This is a genomic window from Skermanella aerolata KACC 11604 (genome assembly GCF_000936425.1).
GTDB classification, from domain to species: Bacteria; Pseudomonadota; Alphaproteobacteria; order Azospirillales; family Azospirillaceae; genus Skermanella; species Skermanella aerolata.
Genome location: NZ_AVFK01000050.1, coordinates 19,182 through 41,289, shown reverse-complemented (window position 1 = coordinate 41,289; position 22,108 = coordinate 19,182). Strand labels below are relative to the sequence as shown.

Genomic DNA, 22,108 nt, shown 5'->3' with positions numbered 1-22,108 from the left:
AGGGGTAGGGGTAGGGGTAGGGGGCGTCGGTGCTGAAGCAGCCTCTTCTGGCGGTGCCGTCGTCCTGGTCCTAGGGGTCCTTTTCGCCTTCGGTTTCCCAGCCTCCTCCGACCGCCTCGGCTCCGGCAGAGCATCGGGCGGGGGCGGCTCGTCGAACCGAATGCCGTCCCACGGGTTGTGCTCATCAACGGCCGGTGGCAGATCGATGAAATTGCCTTTGTCGTCGCGCACCGGCAGGAACTCGGCGTCGAGCGGCGACCACGAGCGCGGCACCGGATCGACCAGGGTGCGCCAGGACGACAGCGGCGGGCGCCGTACCCTGATCGGCTTGGGATAGCCGCAGACCAGGACGTCGTTTTCCGACAGCCGCAACACCGCTTCAGTCGGCAGGATCGGCTTGCGCACCCGCGACCGTGACAGACCCCCTCCCCGGCGCTCGCCGCCGACGCTGTAGGATGCGCTGTCAGACTCCGCCGTGACCTCGATGGAGCCGATCGCCCGGCTCAGCTTGTCGGCCTCGCCGCTGTCGAACGGGCGCAGGGCAACGAGCCGCGAGTTGTTGAAGATCAGCGACTTCTCGCCGTAGATCGTCGTCAGGACGCCGTCGGACTGGGCACCCAGCATGGCCCGGCAGTGATAGGAGCGCATATCCGCCATGGCGCCCTCGACGGCATCGACCTTGCCGAAGCGGTTGAACTCGTCGAGGGCGAACAGCATGCAGTGCTTCTTCCAGCGCCCGCCGACCTTGTCCTGATGCCCCATCAGGGCATTGAGGATCTGGCTGGTCAGCATGCGGACCAGCGGCGCCAGGCGGCTGGAATGCTCCGGCGGCAGGTACAGGTTCAGCAGCACCGGGTTGGGTCCGCACACCAGATCGGCCGGTGAGAACTCGCAGGTTTCCGTGGCGGCGGCCACGTTGGGATCGGCATAAACGTTCAGGTAGCTGTCGATCGTCGCCAGGATCGACCCGACATAGCGTTCGTTGTCGTTCTGCCAGATCCTGCGCGCGGACGCCGCGATCTCCTCGCGCAGGATCGGGTCCGGGTGCTGCTGGCGCATCATCCGTTCGCCGCCGGCCTTGCCGGTACCGTGAAAACGCCGCAGACCACCGAGGTTCCTGTCCCTGGGATCGCCGAAGTTGTTGAGGAACATCATTTCGGCCGTGGCCAATGCCTTGGCGTTCTCATCCCAGATCGGCTCCTTCGCCTGCGTGGTGTCGCTGTGCGGCAGCAGGGCGGCGAGGTTCTGGAAGCCGGCGATCTGATCCGTTCCGGTTCCGACACGGGCCATTGGATTGTACTTGACACTATCGGGCAGGGTCGGTGCGAACAGCAGGTTATGCCGCCAGCGGCTGGAGCCCTGGAGCAGCAGCCAGAAATCGCCTTTTCGGTCGTGGACGATGGCCGATCCCTTCCAGCTTCTCATCAGGGTCGGCATGAAAAAGGACAGCGTCTTGCCCGCCCCGGTCGGGCCGGTGACGCGTACGTGCATCTGGTGCCGGTCGATCAGCAGGCGGCCGTCAGGCAACGCCCCCACCGTGATCCCGCCGGGATCGTTCAGCCTCGGCCGAGTGTCGGCATCCATGCCCTGATCCCCCGCCTGCGTGGTTTGATCAGCCCGAACTTCACGAGATCCTCCTCCGTGGCCCAGACCGCCTCGACCTGGGCCTCGGTGCCCTTCATGCGCGGGTTCAGCAGCCAGCTGCTGGCCCGGCTGACCGCGATGCGCATCAGAACGACGGCAGCGACTGTGACCGCCAGCAGCCCCAGCCCCGCCGGCACGAACCACCATTCGTGCTGGGCAACCTGCAGCCATGCCCACCAAGCTCGCATCAGTCCAGCCCTCCCTCGCGTCCCCGCGGCGACTCCCGCTGCCGCAGGGGTGAACCCGTGCCCGGGTCCAGCCCCAGCTGCCGCCGACGCTCCACGACGATACGGCGCTTCTCCTCCAGGTCCGTGCCGCGCTCCAGTCGGTAGCCCAGCTGCTGGGTTGCGACCTCCCGCGCCCGCGCCCGCAGGCCATGCGAAACGTAGCCGTTCGACAGGCGTAAATTCCTGTCTTCAACCCTGGCCCTCATCATCACGTGAGTGTGTGGATGGTCGGTGTCCCAGTGCTCGACCGCGAACCATTCCAGCCCCGCGCCGCGCCGGACTTCGTCCTCGGTCAGCAGGTCGCGCTCGACCTTCCCCATCACCGCGTGGGTGTAGTCCTGCAGATCGAGGCGGTGTCCGTTCTCGGGTGACAGTATGAATTTGTAGTATCTGTTGTCCTCACTCCACCCGTGGATCTCGGCGTTGATGTCCTCCCGGGTGGCCGGTCGACCGCTCCGGTCAAACCCGGCCAGTTCTCCATTGCGGGTGATGTACTTTGCATTGTCCCGCAGTGACCGCCTGAAGGCGACCTTGCCATTGTGCGCGGCCCGGTATTTCACCTTGACCATGACCCGCTGGGCGAACCGTCCCGGCTTGCCGATAAACCGCCCGCGCACCGTTGTGCCGACCGGCGGCAGGGGCATGGCCCGCATCCGCTGGGGTTCCGGCGCGGCGTGGCGGCGCACAAGTTTTAGTTGTAGGGCGCCGGAGCGGCCCAGCATCGCGGGCACCCTCATCATGGCCGGATCGGCAACCGCTGCCGTTCCCTGACTGAGCTGTGGTGCATCGCGTTCCTCCGTCAATGCGGGTCAATGCGGGCTAGATGATAACCCTATCTCAGAGTAAAAGTATAGCCGGATGTGAGCCGGAGCAGCACCCGGCACCGCTCCGGCAATCCGGTACGCCAGAACCGGTACAGAAAGATAAGCAATTCAAGACAATATGTTATGACACCCGGAGGGTTATCTTGCCCTTACTCTTTTCCTCTTCAAACCGTACCTGCCCGGTACACCACGACAAAGATTTGTGGAATGCATAGTGATCTCTTTGGCCGTCTTGTTGCCGGACTGCCGCTGGTGCGGTCGGCTCGATCTGCCCCACGGGCGGGGTCCAGAATCGGCCGATGGGACTCGCAAGGTCGCTCGACCTGACACTGGGGCCTCAATCAGAAGTAGCCAATCCTAATCCAGCTGACACAGGGATCGGCCATGCGTTTCTTTTTCTTCTGGCTCATTCGCTTCGGTGGCGCCGCCATTGGCTTCCTGCTCGGCGTTCTTGTTTCGCTGGACGCATCGACCGGTATGGCCGATGTCATGATCTGTGACCCTTGGGCCGTTGCCGATCTGGCTGCAGCAGGACCGGAACACCTACGCAAATACCCGCTAAATCTAGTTCTAATGGGGAATATTGATGGCGTGCTCATGGCCATGCTGACGCTGGTCGGATGCCACCTCTCCGAACGGCTGGCGCTTTGTTGGACTGGAGTTGTGCTGGCCGGTGAAGCGGATGCTGTGGTCCACCCGGCCGTTGTTCATGTTGAAGCTCTGTCCCCGGAAGTTCGGAAAAGCTGGGTCGATGTCTATCCTTCTCAGACCTCTTACGGCATCGTCGTCCTGCTTCTTCTGGTCGCCAGTGGCGCGGTGGTTACCTACGTTTTTGACCACCTGACAGGAGCCGGTGAGATCGTGGCCATTGGCTTCATGTCAGGAATTATGGCCTACAGCTCCATCAGAGCCAGTCCAACAGGGCTTACCCAAACGAACCGCGCAACGTACCTGGAGCAAAGGGCTGGGCAGGCATGAGGCGGGCTGGGATTGGTTGGGATCAGCCCTGGTGCCATTTTTCCTGATGTGTCCGCTCCTGAGAAACTTTCACTTTCCGGCCTGTCGCGCGGCGACCTTGAAGCCCTAACCGAACGCCTGCTGGCAGAGAATGCCGCGCTGAAGCAGGCGATTGCGAACTTACGGGCGGAGATCGCCGCACTCAAGGGCGTGAAGGGTCGGCCGGCGATCCAGCCGAGCGGCATGGAGCGGAAGACTGAACCCAAGCCGGAGGGCAGCGACAATCGGCGCGGGAAAAAGCGCCGGAAGACCGAGCGGCTGGTCATCCACGAGGACCGGATCATCAAGGCTGACGTGCCGACCGGCTCGCGCTTCAAAGGTTACGAGGACTTCGTCGTCCAGGATCTCGAGCTGCGCCCGCACGTCGTGCGCATCCGCCGTGAACGCTGGCAAACACCAGACGGCAGGACGGTGACGGCGCCGATGCCGACCGGGATCACCGGCCACTTTGGGCCGGAACTGCGCCGTTTCGTGCTCCTGCAATATCATCAGGGCCAGGTAACGATGCCGCAGCTGGTCACCCAGCTCCGGGCATTTGGCATCCACATTTCCAAGCGTCAGGTGGTCCGCCTGCTGAACGCCGGCAACGGCGCCTTCGTGGACGAAGCCCGCGCGGTGCTGCTGGCCGGACTGGAAACCGCCAAGACGGCGCGGGCAGCTACGGGCACGCTTTGACCGGATCTTCCGACGGCGCACCGGGTTCGCGACGCTCGACCGGTTGCTGGAACGGTTGCACGCCAACAAGGACGCGTTGCTGGTCGTACTCGACCGCCCCGAGGTGCCGCTCAACACCAACGGCTCGGAACGCGACCTGCGACCACAGGCCTTTCGCGGCGCGAGCGCCGCCGTCGGCCCCGACAGCGGGTCCATGGACCCGCGAGAGGGGTGATCAAGCGCAAGATCTCCGGCGGTACCCGCTCCGATCAGGAACGCGAGTCCGGGACGCCTTCGCCGGCCTGCTGCTGACTTGCACTAAGCTCGGCGTCTCCTTCTGGAACTATCTCGGCCATCGCGTCGGCGTTCCCGGAGCCGATGCCCCGTACTTTCCCGACCTCGTCAAGATGCGTTCCGAAACAGCCTGAACGCCCGCCCTTTTACCCCAGGTACGCCTAAGATGGCCAAGCCTTTGAAATATAATGCTGAAGCTGGTGAGGGGATGTGTCTGGTGCGAGGGATGGTCATCTTCAAAATAATTTAATTTCTGTTCCCATTCTTCAATCGTAAATCGTAGAAAATTAGCTGTATATCAAGCGATATAATTACTTATTGCAATTGATTTAAACGGGCGTTTCATTGATAAGTTTGGCATCTAGAACAATCCGGCGGCTATCGACGGCTGTCGTTTACCATTAGGTTGTGACATGACCTCGTTAGGCTTGCACGATGGACGGCATACGATCATTGCCCTGATGCCCGACCTGCAGCGTTTCGCCCGCTCGCTGACCGGGTCAGCCGATGTCGGCAACGAACTCGTGCAAGCGGCTTATGAGCGCGCTCTGAGGCGTCAGGGCTCTCTGGCCGCCATTGAGCAGCCGGGGAGCTGGATGCGCAGCGTTATCAAGAACCTATGGATTGATGAGAAGCGGAGTTCGCGCGATCGCCTGTCGGCTCCGCTGGAGGATGCGGAGCATCTGGGAACAGAGGATACCGAACGCGCCGTCATCGCGCGCTCCACTCTGGCACGGGTGCGTCATGTGATCGCGGCCCTGCCGGAGGAGCAACGCTCCGCTATTATGCTGGTTTGCGTCAATGGCCTGAGCTACGGGGAAGCGGCCGCCGAGCTGGACATCCCGATCGGCACCCTGATGAGCCGCCTGTGTCGGGGACGTTTGGAACTCGCCCGACGCATGAGCGGGCCAAGCTAGGACATGTGTAATCAGCGTTTCGGAAAACGAACAATGAAGCATGTACCAGTGCCGCGTTCGCAGAACAACGCTCCCTCAAGCTGTTCGACGACGGATCGAACTATCGTCATGCCGAGATTTCCGTCACATAGTGGGTCCACTCGGCGGGGTAGACCAACACCATCGTCAGCAACGCGGATTTCAACATTCTGTCCTCCGTCGTGGATCGAGACGGTGACGCATCCATGTACGCGGCCAACAAAGGCATATTTGCAGGCGTTCGTGATGAGTTCGTTGACGATCAGTCCAACGTTGAGCACATCATCCGTCGGTACTGCCAGGTTGTCCCCGGTCGTGGACCAGTCGATCTCAGTCACGCCGACAGGCAGGTGCACAGCGAGCTCGGTGACCAGATTGCGCAGGTAATCGCCAATGGCAATTCTTGTTGGGTCGGAAGCTTGATAAAGGTGCTGATGGACCTGAGCTACGGACTGTATACGCCCGCGAGCCTCATCAAGTTCGCTGCGTGCGGTGCCATCGCCAACGAACCTGGCTTGCAGGTCGAGCATCGTCAGCGCGGTCTGCAGCGAGTTCTTAACGCGGTGACTCATTTCTCGGACAAGGAGATCCTTCTGCCTCAGCAATGCCACACGCTGGGAAACGTCGCGAACGATCCCAACAAGCCGAACAGGGAAGCGGCCCATCGGACCGGTGTCGAACACACACTGACCGGCCGCGCTGACCCAGAGTGTGGCGCCGTCGTAGCTTACCAGCCGCATCTCACAGGCGTACAGGCCATTGCCCTCCGGATCCAAAGCGGCCCCGACTGCCGTGAGTGCCTTCTGCCGATCCTCCGGGTGTAGCATGGCTGCGAAGCTGTCGAAGCTTTCCTGCTGGCTCGGTGGAAGAGCCACCATTTCTTTCAGTCGCCGGTTCCAGCGACAGCGATTAGTAGCCACGTCGTAGTCGAAGGTTCCAAGTCTGGCACCTTCTATCGCCACTTTTAGCAGTATCGGATCAAAATCATCCAAGGAATTGTCTTTCTCTTCGCTTCTTTCCATGCTTAACCCCTTAGGTATTTATTATGACTAGTTGCTACCTTCTCCGACCACGCTTCAAGTATCCAATACAAATAGTTCAGGGACAGCCGCCGGGAGGTCCAATCGGTTTTAGTTTCTCAACTGGTTTAATGTCCGGTTTCAAGACAGACGATCGGCACATCCTAAATTCCAAATAACCTCAAGAGGAGGTGGGTCGCCATTGTGAACGCATAGCTAGATCCTACCGCCACCGCGGCGAAGAGCAGGGCTATCACGACAATGTCTTTCATTCCGATTCCGCCCTAGTTCATCCGCTCCATCCTGCTTCGACGTTAACGACCCAAATTAAACCAAGAAAGTATAATGAATCGATGGTGGTTTTTACCGGATCAGAACCGGATCGGCAGCGAGAAACCCAGTCGGAAGTCCGGGGCATCCTCGGTGAATCCCATTCCGGCCGTGATGCTCAGGAGTGTGCTGGGCGTCAGAACTGTCCCAAGACCAAGTTCCAGGACGCCACTGAGGCCGTCTGACCCTGCGATCTCCTGACCATCCACATCCGTCTCGTTGGAAAAGCTCAACTCAACGCCGAAACCCAGCGAGGTTTCTGGGCTGACGGCTAGGATCGAGCTTAGGTTGACCCCGACCTGATTGCCCGGATCAACGGTCCGGCCGGCTTCCTTGTCCTCTAGGTTGGCGGCGTAGGAGAGCGACCCGACGAATACGAGGGGGTCCTGGGACTTCACCGCTGTCAGGGCCGCCTGGATCGAGTCCGACCCACTGCCCAGGCGATCGTGGTCGCCCCGGTCGCCGGTCGAGGCGGTCGAGGTGGCCAATGCGAGCAGGCTTGGGGTCTGTAAGGCGACAGTTCAGTCTCCGGATAAGGCGACACCCAGATTTACGAGGTGACGCCTCCGGCCAACATACTCCCGCCGCAAGGACAAGCGGTTTGGAGGGAGGAATGGGCCGTCTGGACACGGAGGCTCGCATGATAATCAAGGTTCTCTCGTCGCGTGGCACGATGACGAGCGACATTGCCCGGCTCCTGGACGTGACGGAAAGAACGGTCCGGTATCACCTGGAACGGTTGCACTTGAGCGCGGTGGACGGGTGCTCACGCCAGCTTTTCCGGGCAGAAGCGGTGGCCGAGGCCATCGAGACCTGGCGCGCTGCCCAGGAGGACGGCTCAATCTGGCGGCGTTGCACCACTGGCTGGTCGGCGAACACGATTATGCCGGCAGCTTGCGCTCGGTCCAGCGCTACTGGGTGCGGAGATAACCAGCTCCCGCGTGCGGGCGCGGCGCCGGGTGGAGATGCCCGCCGGGGCGCGGGCCCAGGTCGACTGGGCGCATTATCCCGGGCGTCATGGTTGGCGGGATCCAAGGATGCCTTGAGGCTTATGGCAAAGGCGGCGGCGGGGCAGGCAGCCCGCTCGGCTTCCGCTGCATCGGGAAATCGACGCGCCAGCACCCTCACCCTGTCCGAACGGCAATTTCAAGGCATTCACCTGCCATGGCCTCGAACTCAGGCGGAATTCAGGGAACAGTTCGGGACATATGGGAAGTAGCCGCCCGGCCCGTTGGGAGCCCCGGTAAAACAAAACTCCCAAATGTCGCCCAGGTTACAGATCGGGCCATCTTCAGCAGTGATACTAATCAGCCTGTCACCTTTGTTTGCGAGGTTCGGCTATGCTGAAGATGGTTCGAAAAAACATTGTGAGGGGTGTCGTGCTGTCCGTGGCGCTGTCCGCTGGACTGGGCTTTGCGGGAATGGCGGCACCCGACAGCGGCGGACAAGCCGTAGAAGAGATAGACGTAGAAGAGATGATCGCGCAGGTCGCCAGGGTGGACGCCGGCGGCATCGAAGGCATGGCGCGGGGCGATGCGGATGCCACGAAAGCGGTGCCGGCATCCCGAATGACCTGGGAGTCTGCCGCTCCCCAACTCGATCCCTTCGGTAATGAGATGGTTCCAGTCTTCGACTCGGCATATTCCGGCCGTGAACCGGTTCGGTAAGGAAAACCAAGCAAGCCCTTCGATCGCGCCGATTACTCCGCTATTCGGTTAACGGGTCTGGACATTCGCAGTAGAGACGCCACGAGCGTTTAAGCTGGTTGTTTTACACTCGGAGGGCTGGCAGGCTACGACGCCGCCTGCCGTCCGTCTTCTGCCAATGCCGGAATGATCGAATGGAACGGAAACATTACCTGGATCAGCTCAGAGCTTTTCTGATGTTCCTGGGTATTCCCTACCATGCAGGCATGATCTACTCCGCCAACATCGACTGGATCGTCTTTTCGGTCGAGACCTCCTTCATTTTGACCTGGGTGTTCCAGTTCACCCACACGTTCAGAATGCCGGCCTTCATGATCATCTCCGGGTTTTTCGCCATGCTGATGATCGGGAAGCAGGGCGAAGGCGTCTGGCTGAAGAGCAGGTTCATCCGGCTGAGCGTGCCCCTGATCAGCGTGGCTCTCCTGGTCAACCCCTGGCAGATGCTGGCGGGCGCCATTGCCGATCATGGTCTGCCGAACGCTTGGCAGGACTGGCTGGCGAGGCTGTCTTCTCCGGGCGGGCACTGGATCGAGCAGTTATGGTTCCTTGGCGATCTGCTGATCTATTCATCGCTGCTTGCCCTAGGGTGGAGATACGGCGGCAGGCTTCGGCTCGGCCGTGTGTCCGACAGGGTGCTGGACCTGATCGGCCGCGACTGGAAAAGCGCCGCGCTGGCGTTGATCCTGGCCGGTTCCGGCGTTGTTGGCGCAGCGACCATCGGCAGCATGCTCGACGTCAATATCCTGTTTTCGGGCATGGTGCAGTCGATACGGACGGTGGCCTTCGCTCCCTTCTTTGTTCTGGGCGCCGCTCTTGCCTACCGCCCAGACTGGCTGGAGCGATTCACCACGATCCACTTGCCGTCATGGTGCGCGGCAGCCGTTGCATGCCTGATCCTGACGCTGGTGGAGCCGAGGGGGGAGCCGGTATCCAAGGCGGCAAGCTATTTCCTGACGCCCATCGCCGGCATCCTGTCCGCCCATGTCCTTCTCTGCGTCGCCCGGCGGTGGTTCAATCGTTCGACCGACCTTACTAGGAAAATGGTGGAGGCTTCGATGGTCGTCTACCTGTTTCACATGATGTTCGTCTGCTGGTTCGGGTTGGCTTTCACCTATGTCGAGTGGCCTGTCCTGGTCGAGTTCGTTGCCATAGTCGTCGCGGCCATGGTGGCGTCGTTCTGCGTTCATGCCGTGGTGAGCCGAAGCGAGACGCTCAAGTTCCTGTTCAACGGGGTCATCCGTGGCGGCCGCTCGGGAGGGCCGTCCCTAACGCCGCGTCTTCAGGGCGGCCGTTGAGAAACGCCTGAGAAACGTCGGGATGCGGCACGGTCCAGCCCAGGGCATCGGTCCTGCCGGCGATCTCTCCCAGGCTCAGCGCGGCACCCTCGGCGAAGCAGCCGGCGGGGCCGATGTCTTTGACGCATAGCGTGGCAAATGCTTCACCCGATAAGGAGTTTTCAGGCTGTTGTTTCGAGCTGATAGCGGGGCTGAAGGTTGCGCTTTGGCTTGATCGGGTTGATCTGGGACTTGGTCAGTTTCGCCGGCAGATAGCGGTCATGGCGTTGTGAGTTGGGCTATGCCGAAACGTTCTGCCGGATGAGATCGGGGAGCCAGGGCACGCGCTCGGCGTCCGGGATTTTGAGTCTGGCGCCCAGGTAGTCCCAGAACGAAATGGCGAGCTTGGAGCAGGTTTTCAGCAGGCTGAGAAAGGTGTCCCGGGCCTGCTTGCCGACTGCGGAGCGGGTCTTGCCGGAGACTTTGCGTTTGGTGACGAAGCTGCGGACGTCGTTCTCCGAGCCGTTGATATGCAGCGGGATGTCTGGGCGGTCGAGCACAAGCAGCAGTTCGTCCTTGTTGGCAAGGGTACGGGCGACGGCCTCGTCGAGGTCGGCGAAGCCGGTGACCCGGGTGAAGATCCGATCAAACCGCTGCCTCAACGCCGTTCGGCGAGTGGCTGTGGGATTGTCTTTGTAGAGCTTGAGCTCGGCGTAGAACCACCAAACCAGCTGACGCTGCACGGAGACCAGACGGTGCTGCTCGTCGGTGACGCAGATGATCCGGTGGAGATGGCGCTCGGCATGGATCCAGCACAGGGCGTGCTGGAAAACGTCGAACTGACCGGCATCATCGGAGATGATCACCGTGTGGCTCAGCAGGCCGAGGGCGACGATGGCACCGACCAGGGCCGCCTCGGTGCCCGCCGCCGATGACCGGTGCCGAGGCCGAAGCTGTCCAGGTAAGCCTGCCATGCCGCATCATCGTCAAAGCTTTGAGATCCGGCGGTGAGCAGAGCGGCGACGATGCTTTCACACGCCGTGTTCAACCAGGTAGGCCAGCGCCGTGGCATTGATGACGAAGTCGGGATGGCCGGCGCGCAGCAGGTCCAGGAAGTTCAGCCGGCTCTTCGACGGGCGGGTGGCGAACCAGGCGAAGTGGCCATTGCCGATGTGGTTGGTGTATTCATCGTGCCCGGCGTGGCGGGCTGCGTGTACCGCCCGGAGGGCGTTGCCTGCGGCCCATCGACCGTCACCCAGCGCGCGGTTGCCAGCCCGGCCTCCAGGATGGCGTCCTTCTCAGCATAGAAAGCATCTTTGCTGGCGGTCAGGATGGTGATGATCTGGCCCTTCGAAATGCGCACGTCCAGGCTTTTCAATTGGGCGTGCAGACGCTCCACCGTCACCTGTCCCTGGACGTGCTGCATCAGGACATAGCGCACGATCCCGGGGCCAAATTGGCCACTCACTTCAGGCGGCAGCGGTGTTGTGATCTCCTGACCCTCCGGTGTCACCCAGCGCTCGCGGCGAAAGCGGATGACCTGCGGCGTCAGGATCAGATCCTGCCCGGTGAAGGGTTCGAAGCCGCGGCGCCGCGAGCCGGCCAGGGCCTCGACGGCAAGGGTTCGCTCCTCGGTCACCGGCGGGGTGCGCCGGCCACTCTGCCGTTTGTGCCGCTGCCGGCGTGCTTCCTTGGTCCTGGCCCGTTTATCCGATTCCGTTGCCTTGTCCATGCCGCCGGGTGCCAGCTTCGATTTCTTCGGCAGATCCTTCAGTCGAGCGTTTTCCACGCGCAGTTCCTGGTTCTCCTCGCGCAACGCTGTCACTTCGACCAAAAGCTGAACCACCAGCTTCTTCAGCTCGTCGGGGACAGGGCGTCCAGGTCTGGAAGCGGCGGAACTGACATGCCGTTAGCCAAACATGCCGACCCTCATCAAGGGAAGCCCTCACGTCAGATCGTCACACACACCAACCGGGGAAACTAACCAAGTCCGTTGATCTGGTAGGTGGTAATGGCCGCGATGATGTGAACGAAGGCGTTGATGACGGATCGATGCTTGGACAGATTGAGGGAAGAGAACTTCTTGATATGGCCGATGATGGTCTCGGCCATGTTCCGCGCCTTGATTGAGGCGGGCTCTGGTGCGCTGGGCATCCGAGCATCGAAATGAACAACACTGTGTAGCCGAGCCGAATGGCATGGCCGCGCCTGCCGGCACAGCGGCGACGGAAACTTGCGGTTCTGATCGGCCACCTGGTCCGTCGGCAGATGGAAGCCGGCGCGGCAGCGGAGGAGGATTGCCATGACCGGCATGATCCCAACTCCGACGGACAAGATCCGCAGCCGTCACCGTGATCGTCTGGCCCTGGTCTACGTGCGCCAGTCAACGCTCCAGCAGGTCGAGCGCCATCAGGAATCGACTCGTCTCCAATATGGGCTGGTGGAACGTGCTCTGGAGCTCGGATGGCCACGCGAGCGCGTCGAAATCATCGATGATAACCTTGGTCGCTCCGGCACCTCAGTGGAGGGGCGACCCGGTTTCCAGAGGCTGGTCGCCGAGGTCAGCCTCGGTCGCGTCGGCCTAGTCCTGGGCCTTCCTGCACCAATGCCCCTCTAACTGGCTGACATCTCCAGCCGGGGCAATCAGCGGCCCTGTATCAAAATCAACTTCGGGATCGTGCATCACTCAGCTTCCTTTGGCCAGTTGACAGGCGCGCGGGCGCGCGGTTCATCCCGCAGTTCATACACGTCTGCTGGTGCGCCGCCGTTCATGACAAACCGTTCGAATGGGTAAAGCTGATGCGCGAAGTGCTGTTCATATCGGGCGCGGACCCGGTAATCCCGGATCAGCCGCTCGTCCAACAGTCGACGCACATCCAAGGGCATCTCGGCGTAGAAAATTCCACGCTCGACCACGATGAACCGCGGCAGGTTGTCGAGAATGCGCCGCATTTCAACAGCGGGCTCGATCCAGCGGCAGCCATCGCGTCCTGGCTGAAGGAAGCTCGGCATGCCGGTAAAAGCAAACCGGGTCGGGATCACCGCGCCGGTCAGATAGTAGATTGCCGGCTGGAAGCCGACGACGTAGATCGCATCATCCGGCTTGAGTAGGGGTTTGAGATCGGCCGTGACGCGTCGGGGAGTGTCGCCCGCCCAGGTGTCGCCGGCGAGCCGGTCCTTGACGATGTGGAAGCTGTGCATGATCGGGTTCTTGGCCACCGCGAACAGGGTGAGTCCCACCAGCATGGCCAGTGTCACTCCAACATGACGCCGGCTGGGCAAATACATCAGCAGGCCGCGTCCGATCACCAGACCGCCAAGCAGGCTGAGCGGGGGCAGGAACTGCAGGAAGTAATGATCAGAAGCGATACGCAGAAACAATTGGCACAGGACGATGGCAAAAACCCATACACCAAGGAAGACGGTCGCTCGGAACTCTCGCCCGCTGAACGTCAGCTGGCGAACGAAAACAGCCGCTAGTAGTCCGCCGATCCAGAGCGGCGCCTGTTCCGCCACGGACCACAGAGCTGGCAGCCAAGCCAACTCACGGTCTCCCGTGTAGAACGCGGAGTGCGCCGTGATGTTGGCGGCGACCCAGGCCTCCCAGTGGCCAGTGCCGGCATAGAGCGCCATCACAGCCAGGGTTGGAAGCGGGAGGGCGAGACCCAGCGCGATCAAAGGCCGGAGGTTTGCTCGCGCGTGATGGCGCAAACTCTGCCAGTTCGGGGCCGTCAGAATGAAAAAGCCAGTCAGAAAGGCCAGCATGTCGAACAGCACGGATTGCTTGATCTGGATGCCGATCCCGAGCGTTAGCCCGGCAGCGATCATGGGTGCGAGGCTCGGCGGCAGTCGATGGTGAATGGCCCGCAGGATCAGCAGCAGAGCCAGCACCGCGCAGGCCGTGTGGAAGATTTCACCCTGAAACGCCATGCCGCCGTTGACCAGGCTGAAGACAATGTAGCCCAAGCCAGCACTGGTGCCGATCAGCCGCCGCTCATCGCTGAACAGCAGACTCGAGACCCGGCACAGCAGGTAAGCGGTCAACCCAACGACAACGCTGGCTCCGATACGGCTGGAGATCACTGGGTCGAACGGCGAAGCCGCGAAAGGCGTTGCCAGCGCGAACAGGCCGAACGGCTTCAAGTCGCAGATGGTCGTGTATGGCAGATGCCCGCGCGCGAACTCCAGCCCCATCAGCAGATACATGCTCTCATCATAGTTGAGAACGGAATAAAGCAGCGCCGGCGCCCGGACGATGACAGCAACAATGATGAAACCTGCCGCCACGGCTACCCGATTGCAAAGCAAAGCTGCGGCTTGTGGCAAGGAACGCATGACGAGCCTCGGATCAGGAGAGCGATGGCATCGGTGTTGTTGCGCCGCAGCAACTCTGGCGACATCTTATCCGGCTTGTGCCGGAGAGACGGGCGCTTTCCTTTAGCAGGTTGTAAGAGCCTCCTGTTTCACTTGGCCCACCAAGCCTCGATAGCGGGGGAGCCCAGCGGCCGGTCGGCTTCCTGTTCCGACCGGACGTCTGCCCGACCGAACCTGTCCCAGTAAGCGTAGTGGGAAGTGGCCATATACCATCCCGAGAGCAGGTACTCATTCCATGCGATAACACGATCAAGGGCTCGGATAGCCGGGATCAGCTCCTTGCGGGAGGTGGCGCGTCTGATCCGGCCGATCAGGTCATCGACGACGGGATCCTGGATGCCGGGAATATTGACGGTGTAGCGCTCATAGGCAAACCTCGACCCCCAGTAGAACTCCTGCTCCGGGCCGGGAAGATCCGTGGTGCCGAAAAACTGAAAGGTCATGTCGAAATCGAAATCCACCCTGGATCGTCTCTCGAACTGAGGCACGTCGATGATCCGCAGGCGAGCATCGATGCCTGCTCTTCTGAGGCTGGTGACGAAAGCGAGGACCACGTTCCGGAAATCTGAACTCGCAGTGATGATCTCGACTGACAGCGGCTTGCCTGTACCGTTCACCAAGGATCCTTGATGAAGAGCATAGCCCGCCTGTGCGAACAGTTCGAAAGCCTTGCGACGTTGCTGACGCTGATAACCAGTGCCGTCACTGACTGGAAGAGCGAATTCCCGCTGAAGCGTCTCATCCCTGATACTCCCCTTCCAGGGCAGGAGCAGCTCGATTTCCGCAGCTGAGGGGTGGCTCTGGGCAGCCAGTTCCGAATTGGGAAACCGGCTGTGATTGCGCTCGGCCCATCCGCCCATCAAGACCCTGTTGATCCATTCGAAGTCGAAGAGTTGCGTGATCGCGTCCCGAATCAGCCTGTTGTCGAAAGGAGGACATCTCAGATTGAACGCGAAGTTCATGCTCCCCAGCGCACCCTGGAGCCGGGATTGAACTTTGATAAGCCGGTGCTCCGCCTTGTCCGGGAAGGCGTCATAGGCGAGCCAGCGCATGGGGTTGAATTCGTACACGATGTCGGAAAGACCGGCCATGAACGCCTGGGCCTTGGCGTTGGTGTCGCGATAGTAGTCAACAACCCATCGGTCGAAGTTGTACAGTCCGCGCCGCGTCGGCAGGTCACGCGCCCAGTAGTCTCTGACCCGTTCATAAACGATCCGGCGGCCGGGAAGCACCTGGCTGACACGATATGGACCGCTTCCTACTGGAAGCTCCATCGAGGATTTGCCGAATTCTCTCGTTTCGTAATAATGTGCGGGTAAAATATGCATGCTCGCAATTAAAAAAGGAAGATTGATTTCGCTGTCTGGAAAAAGATGAAACTTTACCTGATGTTGATCTATGGCTTCGACACTCTTGACGTCTCGAAATGCCGAGCGGAAGTAGGGAATAGCTTTGTCGTGGTTGCACAAGGTCTTGAAAGTGAACACGACATCTTCTGACGAGATGAGGATGCCATCGTGCCAGCGCGCCAAAGGGTTCAGATGGAATATGACGAACGATTTGTCCTGCGCGATTTCAGCGCTTTGCGCAATCAGGGGATACGATGATAGCGGATCATCGCGTGGCGACGTGAAGAGCTGCTCATACACAAGCCATACCTGCACGCTACTTTGCTGAAGGATGAAGGGGGTCAGATTGTGAAATGTGCCGACCTCGGCCGTGCGCAGGGCTCCTTGCTTCGGGGCGCCTGGCTCCGCATAGATGAAATGGTTGAAATCATCAGGGTACCTTGGCGTGTCAAGCATCGTGAGAGCGCGCAGAGTATGTGTTCTCATGCCTTCGAAGCCTGGATCCGGGGTTTCTTTTCCAGCCAGAGGATCAACCAGGTCAACCGAGTAGGCTGGGGTCGCGCCAAGTGACGCCGCGGCAGCCAAAAATAAGAGGAGCAGATAAAAGAAGACCCGACAGACCAGATCAGGCATTCCCTTCCACACTCCCTCTCAGCTTGACCAAGCATACTGCTAGTCAAATGAACCTTAACAAGGTACTATTTTCCAAAAGTATATTACAATATCACTTTTGCTTATCATGCGACTGAATACTTCCGGTATAACTATGTCTGGCGCTACAATCTTACGTTACGTTCGAAGTAAACCTGTCGCTGTGCCGGTAATGTCACGGCAACAGTGGCGCTCCGACAGCGGCGACGATAATCTGCCTGGATACAGCTGATTTCGTATGCCCGCCATAAGTTCCCATCCGCCATCATCCAGCATGCGGTATAGCTTTATCTCCGATTCATGCTGAGCTGTTGCGCGTCAATCAAAACCGCTTGTCCGTATTGCCGCACCCAGAAATGTTACCAGGCGACAGCGGAACTGACATTCGAGGCGACAGAAAGGGATCAGCTTCTTCAAGCCAAAAGATTGCTTGACATCCTCTTGTTCGACCGGAACGACCATCCTCTCGTCCCGACCTGTCCACCGGACGCCATCGCGCGCAGGAGAGGTCAGGGACGGCCGCAGGCCGCCGCGTAGCGGCACGAGCTCCGCTCGTGTTCTTGACCGGAGTGAGCACGGTGGGATCCTCCAGACAAGGCAGGAAGTGAGCGGTATCCGACCGCAACCGATGGGTCATCCAGATGTCGGCGGGGGCATTCCCAGTATCGCCCGTCAGGCCGCTGCGGACCGGGAGGCGCCAAAGACCAGTTCCTGTGCCTTGGCGCTGCGCCACACCTTCACCCGCCGCTGAAGCGTTCGCAGCTGGCCATCAGGATAGCGATCGGGGTAGGTACTCTGAAGCCGCTCTAACAGCTCCCGCGCCGTCCGCTCGGGTTCCGCCTCCAACCACATTTCGACAACTGATCAGACCTCCTCGAAGGGATCCACCCGCGTCCGCCACGTCCGTGGCGCCGTCGTCGCCTGTCGGTGGGTCGGCCGCACCTCGCCGTCTTCCCAGGCCCGCGCCAAGCCGGCAATGAACGGCGTCAGATCATCCAGCTCGGCCTGCGCCGCGCGAATTTCTCGCAGCAGCGCAACCGGATCCAGTCGGGCGAACTCCGTGCGCAGACCCCCTTCGCCGGTTCCTCGAAGCGATCGTTCGCCAGCAGACGCTCATCCGCGCGCCGTCCCGCCTCTTCTCCTTGAGTTTAAATGACGGCTGAAAATAGTTCACATACAGCCGTGCCGCCCGGAACAGGCGTCCCAGACGCCGGGCGCCCGAAAGACCCTCCAGCCGACCGTAGCCAACAAGGCGCCGGTCGTCCGGGTGTAGCCGTTACTGGCTTGATACGAGTGCCAAAATTGGGTTTCCGCTGATGGCAGGTTGAAACTGCGTCCGGTATGCAGTTCGTTCAGCGGCGATCCACGCCAGCGCGCACGGTTACGGTAGCGGACTTTCCGACATACCGGACCATCACGGTCTCCGGGCATGACCCTTGATTATTGATGTTCGCCTTGAAGGTGTAGAGGCCATAGGGCCTGTTGAGCGGGTCAGCGGTAGCCGTGGTGGTGGCACCCGTATAAGCCCCGAATACTGTCCTGTTGGGGTTTTCCGGCGTGGGAGAGGGTACCGGCTTGCCGATCAGGATCTGGCCTGCTCCGCCAGATGCCTCATCAGCGGTTCCACCCCGGATTTCCCACTCCATCTGGGTCGCGGAACGGGTCCGGCACTGGGCGCGGGTGATGCTCACTGAAGTGGGCTGAATGTCCGGCGCACCGACACTTTCAATCAGGAAGGCGTAGAACCTGCCATCATCTCCGAACCAGCCCTCAGCCGCGGCTTCGGCGCCGACCACCAGTGACTCCGGCGGGATTGCAAAGCCGAAATCGTTCTTGACGCCTGTCCCTGGCAGGCACGGATTGTGAGCCACTGTACCGGTGGGCGGGAAGTGCTCGCCCGCTCTGGCGCCGAGTACGATTACGCTTGTTCCTTCAACTTCCAAGGTGCCGCTCACATATTTTTTCGTGCTGGTAACCGGGTCGAGTTCGTACTCGGGGATTTTGGTGATGCGGCCGAGCAGAACGTTTTCAGCCGGCTCAAGAAACACGGTTTGAGGTTCGACCACCGAGCCGACGGCCGGAGCAGGCAGGTCGACAGATGATCCAACGATGATGCCGGTGCCTCCAATCATGGTCTTGGTGGTTCGGCTCATACCGGCAAACGGGCGATTATTGCAAACGCCGATGTTGTTGGCGGACATGCCGTCCCGTGTCGGTGTGGCGAACGTGGTTCCGGACTTTATGGCGATGGTGGTATTAAACACCTTGAGTGATGTGACGGTGGTTTCGGGGCCGGTACCGGTTGTCGTGATGTCGGTCACGCGTCCCTCCAGTTCGGCAGCCACCTGGGCCACGGCCGGAGCAGATATCGTGGCAATGGCAACGGTCGCCAGAAGCAGGGATCGAATGGTCATGGGAATTCTCTCTGATGCATTAAGTGAATTGTGAACCGATTATTTTTCACGCTCAGGGCGTGGACCAATACGGCTTGCAGGCTTTCTTCATGCCTAGTCTGTCCGCGACTCGATAGCGGTTGAGTTTAGGATTGTCTGCGCTGTTGCCTGTCAGGGACCTGTAGTAAGCGGCTTCGTCGCCATTGCCACGCTGGGACATCTCGATCAGATCGTTCTCGGCGCGCAGACGAGCATGGTCGCTCTGCTTCATGTGCGTCAGCCCCGGTCGAGGGGTCAGGCCATCACTGCCGAACATCCTGCAGGTCGTAACACTGTCATCGACCCTGCGTCCTTGCCTTTTGATACCCTTCGCATGGAGCGGCTTTGCTTCTCCGACTTGTCCAGCGGTGGTGCCTTTCGAAGTCCCTGCTTTCGCTGGATCGGGTGATGCTGCGATGCAGATAGCAACGATCGCGAACGCTGGTATCCAAATCATCGATCGAGCCATTGTCACTTCCCCTCATGTTTTCTCAAGGGCATGACGAGACAGGTGTCATCTTTATTTCCATTTGATTTAAAATCATTATAACTACCTAGATAGTAATTCGATATTGTACTGATAGTATGAAAAGGTATTCGATATAAACGTCAGCCCTTTGGGATGGTCGTCTGACGGCGACATCCTGACCGAGGCCAATATCCTCAACACCTCTCACCATCCCGTGCGGTTGATGCGACCATGCGGATTGCTGCTGATCGTTCAGAGGATACGCATGTCCAAAATCGGCAACATCAGGCTTATGATGAGATTCATGAGATGGTTAGAGGAGATGAGGCTTAATGGCGGACCGTGGGCACCGAAACTTGGCGCGACGCCCTCAAGGGCAAGGTCGCGATGACGCCCAGAGACATCGATCGATAGTGCCCGGAACTGGGGTCCTGCTGTTCAGGCTGGAGCAGTGCACATGTTCACGAAACCGACCGGCATTTTCATCAATCCGACCACCTGCGCTTCAACCGTAGCAGGCACTTCGCAAGGGCGACGGCAGGCCTCGCCCCATGGGGCGGGGCCTGCCGTTGGCGTCTGACGTAAGTTCACTTTAGGGTTGTTTCCCCGAGGTGGGAAGCGGGTTGATGGCGCTGCCGGAAGGGGCGGTGCCACCACGGGCGGTGCCACCACGAGCGGGTTTGCGCAGGGAGTCGCCCTGAAGTTCTACCCGATAGGCAGCGTGAACGATGCGATCCAGTATCGCTTCGGAATAAGTGGAATCCCCGATCGCCCGGTGCCAGCTGGACAAGGGTATCTGGGAGGCCAGAATGATCGAGCCGCGGTCATGGCGGTCATCGACAATCTCCATCAGATCCCGCCGCTGGGTCGCGGTCAGTTCGCTCATCATCCGGTCGTCGAGGATCAGGAGATCGACCCTGGCAAGCCGTCGCATCAGAGCGCCGGCTCCTGAGCCAAGACGCGCCGTCGCGATGTCGTCCAGCAGGCGTGACAGCCGGGTGTAGAGCACGCTGAAGCCCTCCCGTGCCGCCTGATTGCCGAGCGCGCAGGCGATCCAGGTTTTGCCGGTGCCGGTCGAAGCAGCGACATACTGCCGGGTATCAGGCTTTCGAAGCGACAATCCAATATCGCTTCCATCCACTGGCCGGCTAGGCGGTCGTGGTCACAGGGCGAAACACCCACCGCGGCACCGCCATGCTCATGGTCTGTCAGCCCGATAGGACACTGGCGCTTCTGCCGGAATGGATGGTTCGGCCAGAAGCTGCCGATCTGGAGATCCGGGATACTCCCAGACTTCCAGCATTAACTTTGCTAGTGCTTCGAACGGTGGTCAATACCGTTCTAACCTTTCCGCCAGTTCCATCACATGGAGGACTGCGGCATGGGTCGACGGCAAGGGGTAGCAGCTCAGAGGGATCTCTTCACGGCAGCCGGGCAGGTACCGACGCTGACATCGGTGGAGCGGAACAAACTGCTGGATTTGATCGAAGCCCTGTTGACGGAAGCTGTACAGGCAGAGTCCAGCGGGATACGGGAGGGCGGTGATGAGCCAGATCACGCCTGACCATCTCGCCCGGGGTGCCTATGTCTATGTCCGGCAATCAACGCCTGACCAGTTGCTCCATAACCCGGAAAGCCGGCGCCGACAATACGCCCTGGCCGAGCGGGCTCGACAACTTGGCTGGACTGAAGTGGTTGTAATTGATGATGATCTTGGACGATCTGGCGGCGGCGTCAGCCGGCCGGGGTTCGAGCGGCTTCTGCTGGCGATCTGCGAGGGGCGCGTCGGCGCCGTGCTGGCGGTTGAGGCTTCGCGGCTGGCCCGCAACGGCCGGGACTGGCATACCCTGTTGGAGTTCTGTGCCCTGGTCGACTGCCTCCTGATTGATGAGGAAGGCCAATACGACGCGCGGTTGGCAAACGATCGTCTGGTCCTGGGCATGAAAGGGACGCTGAGCGAGATGGAACTCTCGATTCTGCGGCAGCGATCATTGGAGGCCTTGCGCCAGAAAGCCAAACGCGGCGAGTTGTTTTTGACGGTGGCTGTCGGTTACGTGAAGACCCGACATGACCGCATTGATCTGGACCCTGACCTTCGGGTGCGTTCCGGCCATCGCTCTGGTACTCAGTAATTTCGCCGAGTTCCAGAGTATCCGACAGGTCCACCTTTGGCTCCGGCAGGAGGGAATCGATCTACCCGCAGTCGATTACGGCCCCCAGGGCCGGCACATCGTTTGGAAGCCGCCGGTCTACAACACTGTCCATCACCTGCTGACCAATCCCATTTATGCTGGGGCCTACGCGTTCGGCCGGACCGGCAGCCGGGTTAAGCTGGTTCAAGGCCGCAAGCAGGTTACCCATGGCATCCGGCGCGAGCGGGAGGACTGGCAAGTGTTGATCCCCGGCCATCACGAGGGATACATCTCGTGGAGTGAGTATGAGAGGAACCAGCGCCTGATCACCGACAATGCCAACAGCAAGGGCCTGATGGTCCGTGGAGCCGTCCGCAAGGGAGAGGCGCTCCTGGCCGGACTGCTGCGTTGCGGCCATTGCGGCCGCAAGCTGCATGTCGCCTACAGTGGCGCTCACGGCAGTTCGGCCCGCTACCATTGCCAAGGCGCCCACGTCAATCATGGGACGGAACGCTGTATCTCGTTCGGCGCTCTGCGTGTTGACCAGGCAGTCGGTGGCGAGGTCCTGCGGCTCCTTGAACCGTTGGGTATCGAAGCTGCTTTGCGAGCCATCGAGGCGCGGGAAGCCGAGGCTGACGAAGTCCGTCGGCAAGTTGAGCTGGCGCTGGAGCAAGCCCGGTATGAAGTAATTGTAGACGCCGAGTGAATGCTGGTCCATCCGCATTCCCGGTGCAGCGCGAGTGTACTGGAGGATGAAGATAACCATATGAAGGGAAA

23 protein-coding genes are annotated in these 22,108 nt (G+C 60.5%); 10 read left to right on the top strand and 13 right to left on the bottom strand.

Annotation, left to right across the window (positions count from 1 at the left end; translation table 11 throughout):
• The 3 genes from N826_RS33425 to N826_RS44505 form a co-directional block, all read right to left on the bottom strand.
• Positions 1-1,584 (bottom strand): type IV secretory system conjugative DNA transfer family protein (locus N826_RS33425; protein WP_044436225.1); only part of this gene is annotated, 1,584 nt, incomplete at its 3' end.
• The gene (locus N826_RS44510) at positions 1,557-1,832 is read right to left on the bottom strand and encodes a hypothetical protein (protein WP_044436223.1); all 276 of its coding nucleotides are present in this window, start codon (positions 1,830-1,832) and stop codon (positions 1,557-1,559) included. The genes N826_RS44510 and N826_RS33425, both read right to left, overlap by 28 nt.
• On the bottom strand, positions 1,832-2,515 hold the full coding sequence (locus N826_RS44505) for a hypothetical protein (protein WP_169789461.1): 684 nt from the start codon (positions 2,513-2,515) through the stop codon (positions 1,832-1,834). Before N826_RS44505 ends, N826_RS44510 begins: the two co-directional genes overlap by 1 nt.
• A gap of 564 nt (positions 2,516-3,079) precedes the next feature.
• Here N826_RS44505 and N826_RS33410 point away from each other — a divergent pair.
• The 4 genes from N826_RS33410 to N826_RS33400 all read left to right on the top strand — a co-directional run bounded on the left by N826_RS33410 (position 3,080) and on the right by N826_RS33400 (position 5,577).
• Positions 3,080-3,673 (top strand): hypothetical protein, encoded by a 594-nt coding sequence (locus N826_RS33410; RefSeq protein WP_044436219.1) that lies wholly within the window; start codon positions 3,080-3,082, stop codon positions 3,671-3,673.
• A gap of 12 nt (positions 3,674-3,685) precedes the next feature.
• A complete protein-coding gene (locus N826_RS43710) occupies positions 3,686-4,387 on the top strand; it encodes a hypothetical protein (RefSeq protein ID WP_147040979.1) in 702 nt (233 codons plus the stop codon).
• Positions 4,388-4,391: 4 nt separating this feature from the next.
• Positions 4,392-4,601, top strand: coding sequence for an IS66 family transposase (locus N826_RS44985; RefSeq protein ID WP_211099454.1), 210 nt, complete (start codon positions 4,392-4,394; stop codon positions 4,599-4,601).
• Positions 4,602-5,073: 472 nt separating this feature from the next.
• Positions 5,074-5,577 carry an RNA polymerase sigma factor gene (locus tag N826_RS33400; protein WP_044436218.1) on the top strand — a complete coding sequence of 168 codons (504 nt, stop codon included), beginning with the start codon at positions 5,074-5,076 and terminating at the stop codon, positions 5,575-5,577.
• Between the two features lie 11 nt (positions 5,578-5,588).
• On the opposite strand, the gene N826_RS33395 is transcribed toward N826_RS33400, so the two are convergent.
• Together N826_RS33395 and N826_RS33390 are read right to left on the bottom strand one after the other, a co-directional pair.
• A complete protein-coding gene (locus tag N826_RS33395; RefSeq protein WP_084721403.1) occupies positions 5,589-6,617 on the bottom strand; it encodes a sensor histidine kinase in 1,029 nt (342 codons plus the stop codon).
• A 368-nt stretch (positions 6,618-6,985) separates the two neighbouring features.
• Positions 6,986-7,441, bottom strand: coding sequence for a transporter (locus tag N826_RS33390; RefSeq protein WP_147040981.1), 456 nt, complete (start codon positions 7,439-7,441; stop codon positions 6,986-6,988).
• A gap of 843 nt (positions 7,442-8,284) precedes the next feature.
• On the opposite strand from N826_RS33390, the gene N826_RS33380 reads away from it, so the two are divergent.
• Both N826_RS33380 and N826_RS33375 read left to right on the top strand, forming a co-directional pair.
• The gene (locus tag N826_RS33380; protein WP_044436213.1) at positions 8,285-8,611 is read left to right on the top strand and encodes a hypothetical protein; all 327 of its coding nucleotides are present in this window, start codon (positions 8,285-8,287) and stop codon (positions 8,609-8,611) included.
• Positions 8,612-8,784: 173 nt separating this feature from the next.
• Complete coding sequence (locus N826_RS33375) at positions 8,785-9,945, top strand: acyltransferase family protein (RefSeq protein WP_044436211.1); 1,161 nt, start codon at positions 8,785-8,787, stop codon at positions 9,943-9,945.
• A gap of 278 nt (positions 9,946-10,223) precedes the next feature.
• On the opposite strand, the gene N826_RS44980 is transcribed toward N826_RS33375, so the two are convergent.
• The 3 genes from N826_RS44980 to N826_RS33365 form a co-directional block, all read right to left on the bottom strand.
• Positions 10,224-10,898, bottom strand: a complete 675-nt coding sequence (locus N826_RS44980) for an IS66 family transposase (RefSeq protein WP_211099453.1) — start codon at positions 10,896-10,898, stop codon at positions 10,224-10,226.
• A gap of 143 nt (positions 10,899-11,041) precedes the next feature.
• Positions 11,042-11,770 (bottom strand): hypothetical protein, encoded by a 729-nt coding sequence (locus N826_RS44975; protein ID WP_211099452.1) that lies wholly within the window; start codon positions 11,768-11,770, stop codon positions 11,042-11,044.
• Between the two features lie 134 nt (positions 11,771-11,904).
• Positions 11,905-12,237: a hypothetical protein gene (locus N826_RS33365; RefSeq protein ID WP_044436210.1), complete on the bottom strand. Its 333-nt coding sequence runs from the start codon at positions 12,235-12,237 to the stop codon at positions 11,905-11,907.
• On the opposite strand from N826_RS33365, the gene N826_RS33360 reads away from it, so the two are divergent.
• Positions 12,227-12,541: a recombinase family protein gene (locus N826_RS33360; protein WP_044436209.1), complete on the top strand. Its 315-nt coding sequence runs from the start codon at positions 12,227-12,229 to the stop codon at positions 12,539-12,541. The two genes, N826_RS33365 and N826_RS33360, sit on opposite strands and share 11 nt — an antisense overlap.
• A 65-nt stretch (positions 12,542-12,606) precedes the next feature.
• Here N826_RS33360 and N826_RS33355 read toward each other — a convergent pair whose 3' ends face one another.
• Positions 12,607-14,259 (bottom strand): Clp protease/crotonase-like domain-containing protein, encoded by a 1,653-nt coding sequence (locus N826_RS33355; RefSeq protein WP_147040983.1) that lies wholly within the window; start codon positions 14,257-14,259, stop codon positions 12,607-12,609.
• 128 nt (positions 14,260-14,387) lie between these two features.
• Entirely contained in the window at positions 14,388-16,280 is a 1,893-nt protein-coding gene (locus N826_RS33350) for an extracellular solute-binding protein (RefSeq protein ID WP_052832511.1), read from the bottom strand.
• 646 nt (positions 16,281-16,926) lie between these two features.
• Here N826_RS33350 and N826_RS45825 point away from each other — a divergent pair.
• Positions 16,927-17,049, top strand: coding sequence for a hypothetical protein (locus N826_RS45825; RefSeq protein ID WP_280178493.1), 123 nt, complete (start codon positions 16,927-16,929; stop codon positions 17,047-17,049).
• 601 nt (positions 17,050-17,650) lie between these two features.
• Here N826_RS45825 and N826_RS33340 read toward each other — a convergent pair.
• The 3 genes from N826_RS33340 to N826_RS33330 all read right to left on the bottom strand — a co-directional run bounded on the left by N826_RS33340 (position 17,651) and on the right by N826_RS33330 (position 20,319).
• A complete protein-coding gene (locus N826_RS33340; protein ID WP_044436207.1) occupies positions 17,651-18,712 on the bottom strand; it encodes a hypothetical protein in 1,062 nt (353 codons plus the stop codon).
• 52 nt (positions 18,713-18,764) lie between these two features.
• On the bottom strand, positions 18,765-19,199 hold the full coding sequence (locus N826_RS43700; protein ID WP_147040985.1) for a hypothetical protein: 435 nt from the start codon (positions 19,197-19,199) through the stop codon (positions 18,765-18,767).
• Between the two features lie 592 nt (positions 19,200-19,791).
• On the bottom strand, positions 19,792-20,319 hold the full coding sequence (locus tag N826_RS33330; RefSeq protein ID WP_052832507.1) for an ATP-binding protein: 528 nt from the start codon (positions 20,317-20,319) through the stop codon (positions 19,792-19,794).
• Positions 20,320-20,743: 424 nt separating this feature from the next.
• Here N826_RS33330 and N826_RS44970 point away from each other — a divergent pair, with 424 nt between their 5' ends.
• Together N826_RS44970 and N826_RS44965 are read left to right on the top strand one after the other, a co-directional pair.
• Positions 20,744-21,331: a recombinase family protein gene (locus N826_RS44970; RefSeq protein WP_084721400.1), complete on the top strand. Its 588-nt coding sequence runs from the start codon at positions 20,744-20,746 to the stop codon at positions 21,329-21,331.
• Entirely contained in the window at positions 21,267-22,037 is a 771-nt protein-coding gene (locus tag N826_RS44965; protein ID WP_084721399.1) for a recombinase family protein, read from the top strand. Before N826_RS44970 ends, N826_RS44965 begins: the two co-directional genes overlap by 65 nt.
• Positions 22,038-22,108: the final 71 nt, after the last annotated feature.

Excerpts from the sequence above, each read along its gene's own strand:
- N826_RS33365 (WP_044436210.1), bottom strand. The coding sequence starts at position 12,237 with ATGCCGGTCATGGCAATCCTCCTCCGCTGCCGCGCCGGCTTCCATCTG.
- N826_RS44970 (WP_084721400.1), top strand. The coding sequence starts at position 20,744 with ATGAGCCAGATCACGCCTGACCATCTCGCCCGGGGTGCCTATGTCTAT.
- N826_RS44965 (WP_084721399.1), top strand. The coding sequence starts at position 21,267 with ATGACCGCATTGATCTGGACCCTGACCTTCGGGTGCGTTCCGGCCATC.
- N826_RS33395 (WP_084721403.1), bottom strand. The coding sequence starts at position 6,617 with ATGGAAAGAAGCGAAGAGAAAGACAATTCCTTGGATGATTTTGATCCG.
- N826_RS33350 (WP_052832511.1), bottom strand. The coding sequence starts at position 16,280 with ATGCCTGATCTGGTCTGTCGGGTCTTCTTTTATCTGCTCCTCTTATTT.
- N826_RS33410 (WP_044436219.1), top strand. The coding sequence starts at position 3,080 with ATGCGTTTCTTTTTCTTCTGGCTCATTCGCTTCGGTGGCGCCGCCATT.
- N826_RS43700 (WP_147040985.1), bottom strand. The coding sequence starts at position 19,199 with ATGGCTCGATCGATGATTTGGATACCAGCGTTCGCGATCGTTGCTATC.
- N826_RS44980 (WP_211099453.1), bottom strand. The coding sequence starts at position 10,898 with ATGGCAGGCTTACCTGGACAGCTTCGGCCTCGGCACCGGTCATCGGCG.
- N826_RS33375 (WP_044436211.1), top strand. The coding sequence starts at position 8,785 with ATGGAACGGAAACATTACCTGGATCAGCTCAGAGCTTTTCTGATGTTC.
- N826_RS33360 (WP_044436209.1), top strand. The coding sequence starts at position 12,227 with ATGACCGGCATGATCCCAACTCCGACGGACAAGATCCGCAGCCGTCAC.
- N826_RS44505 (WP_169789461.1), bottom strand. The coding sequence starts at position 2,515 with ATGCCCCTGCCGCCGGTCGGCACAACGGTGCGCGGGCGGTTTATCGGC.
- N826_RS33400 (WP_044436218.1), top strand. The coding sequence starts at position 5,074 with ATGACCTCGTTAGGCTTGCACGATGGACGGCATACGATCATTGCCCTG.
- N826_RS45825 (WP_280178493.1), top strand. The coding sequence starts at position 16,927 with ATGGGTCATCCAGATGTCGGCGGGGGCATTCCCAGTATCGCCCGTCAG.
- N826_RS44510 (WP_044436223.1), bottom strand. The coding sequence starts at position 1,832 with ATGCGAGCTTGGTGGGCATGGCTGCAGGTTGCCCAGCACGAATGGTGG.
- N826_RS33340 (WP_044436207.1), bottom strand. The coding sequence starts at position 18,712 with ATGACCATTCGATCCCTGCTTCTGGCGACCGTTGCCATTGCCACGATA.
- N826_RS33355 (WP_147040983.1), bottom strand. The coding sequence starts at position 14,259 with ATGCGTTCCTTGCCACAAGCCGCAGCTTTGCTTTGCAATCGGGTAGCC.
- N826_RS33380 (WP_044436213.1), top strand. The coding sequence starts at position 8,285 with ATGCTGAAGATGGTTCGAAAAAACATTGTGAGGGGTGTCGTGCTGTCC.